Below are 2,379 nucleotides of genomic sequence, written 5' to 3'. Positions count from 1 at the left end.
TTTTCATGTCGGGGTTGCGGCTGAAACTCTATAGTGATTTTCTATTATTTTCCTTCTTTTTTCACTTCCACCGAAAGCAGCACAGGTGCGATGCCATGCTGGCCATGACCGGCTTGAATCTGCGGTACGTTGTCATTGTCCGTGTTGCCCGATTTGTCACCTTCCTTATAGAAATCGCCAGTATCCCAGAACTCGCTTGCCTGCATGCCCTGGTCAAGCGCCGGCCCATCGATTACTTGGTTATAAAAGTCGACGTAACGGGAAATAATTGTCTTTCTCTCCAACGCCGGCAGCTTTTCTTTATCCGTCGCTATGTTATGCAAAGAGGCAATAGCCATGCGGAAGGCGCCGGATACGGCTCCGGCCGTGAAGGCATCATATTCATACTTGTCGCCTGATGTTTTGTACGCTTTGGCCTCTGCATCCCACATGGTTTGATCCATAGCCGCATAGATTTTGCGCGCAGCCTCGCGGTATTTTTCCTCTTTTGTCGCAAGGAAGGCGGCCGTCAACCCGCGAATAGCGCCTGTTTGCGCCAGCAGCGTGGGCTCCTCTTTATCTTTGCCTTCTCCGATGGTCCACCCGTTGGCTACGAGTCCCTGCTCATCTATCATGTTGGCGAGGATGAAATCCGCCTGTTTCTTGATCATCGCCAAAGCAGCCTTGCCTTCTTGTGTGTCAAGTCCCTTAGCGTCATCGCCGCTCGCATACCCAACCGGCAATCCGTCAACGGCGCGCTGGAAGATGCGCAACGCTTCAAGCGTATAGCCCGCATCGAACATATCCATATGCTTGCCTGCCTTCTGCCCGTCGTGCTCGTCGACAAAAATGCCTTCTTTCTCATTCCAATGCATAGCCTCAATGTTTTTGAATACCTGTAGCATAATATCACGATTCACCGAATACGGATCATTGCTTACGACATCGTTGTCGGTCAGGTTATCGGTATTTTGCTTCGGCGCTGCGGGGAACGGTTTACCATCGTAGACGGCACGGAACGCCGGATTCGTATTGGTATTCGCCGCTCGTTGGTCCGTCATGCCAAAATACTCGGCCGCCGGCCACAGCATAAGCCATTGATCCTTCAACAAGCTGCGTGCATCCTTGACTTCAAGGGATTGCGCATTGACGTATTCTTTCTCTCCGTTCTCCGCTACCAGGATGGCGTGCGGCAAATAGACCAATTTCTTTTTCGGATCATAGGCAGCACCCGTCGCCTTCTCTAGTTTTTTTGTTTGCGGGTTGTAGAATAGATTATCACGGATATAAGACGTTTTATTCCACATCTGCTCAGCGAGAATCATCCCCTGCATCCCATCTACAGAACTCACGCCAAGGCGAATATTGGGGTCCTTATCGTCTGTTGATGTTTTGGCCTCCAACTCTTCATCCGTGTCTTTTTTATGGGTACCGCCCAGAAAATCACCCGCCCATAACGCTTGTTTTAAGAACGTCGCACCGTATGCAGCCGGCGTCAGTGTCTTATCCATCTTTGCCCGATCCCAGCGCAGGCTTGCAAAGTCCACCTGGTATTTTGGTATGTAGGTACCATTCTCTCCATCGGCAAATTTTCCCGTGTCGACGGGCTGTATATAATGCGGGTCCGCTTTGCTGTATTCAATAAACGTCGGATACATATTGCGTGTAATCTCTTCCGGCGCATAGCCGACCGCATCTGCGAACTCTACAAAGCGATGCGCCAGCGTCTCGTTTTCTTTCTTTCCTGCTTGCTGTGCCAACCGTTTTACTTCAGGAGCATGTACCATATGCAAGCCCAGGCCGGATTTTTCTACCACTTCATACATGGCTTCTTCGGAATACTCGTACGACTCAATCCCTGCCGTATAGTCGAACACGGACGGTTGATCCACTTTTGCCGGGTCGAGCACATCAAGATTTAAGCCGAGCGCTTCAACCATCGGCTCACCGGACAGTTCAAACTCTGCATAGGCAAACATATTGCCCGCTGTATCAAAGGTATAGTCTTTTACAGGTACCGTTATCCCTTGTTTTTTCTCTTCGGCTTTCCCGCTCGTAACCTGGTTCGTGCTTGCCGCTTGCTCACTCGCTCCGCATCCACTTAAAAAAGCCAGAACGGAAGCTAACCCTACTGACATGACGACACGAAACGGGTATTTTCTTTTCTTGACTGACATCTGTTTTCCTCCCCCTATTCTTTCTCTTATCTCGCTATGAAAATGATTATCATTATCTGAATTAAGTATAATGAGCTTTCTCAAAAAAGACAAGAAAAAAATAGACTTTTTTACCCAGGAGAAGTCCATCCAGAATGTTTATCGTTATATAAAAAATAGGCTATAATATAGTGCATATTTAGAAAACCACCATGGCATCTCAGCCGCAGCCCCGACATGAAAA

Annotated in this window: 1 protein-coding gene; it reads right to left on the bottom strand. The window is 48.7% G+C overall.

Annotation, left to right across the window (positions count from 1 at the left end; genetic code table 11):
* Window positions 1–44 precede the first annotated feature (44 nt).
* Window positions 45–2,156: a hypothetical protein gene (locus tag ADA01nite_RS10930; protein WP_146810004.1), complete on the bottom strand. Its 2,112-nt coding sequence runs from the start codon at window positions 2,154–2,156 to the stop codon at window positions 45–47.
* Window positions 2,157–2,379 lie beyond the last annotated feature (223 nt).

Source organism: Aneurinibacillus danicus (assembly GCF_007991215.1).
Taxonomy (GTDB): Bacteria; Bacillota; Bacilli; order Aneurinibacillales; family Aneurinibacillaceae; genus Aneurinibacillus; species Aneurinibacillus danicus.
Note: the sequence above shows the minus strand (reverse complement) of the source record. Positions and strands in the feature narration are given on the sequence as shown.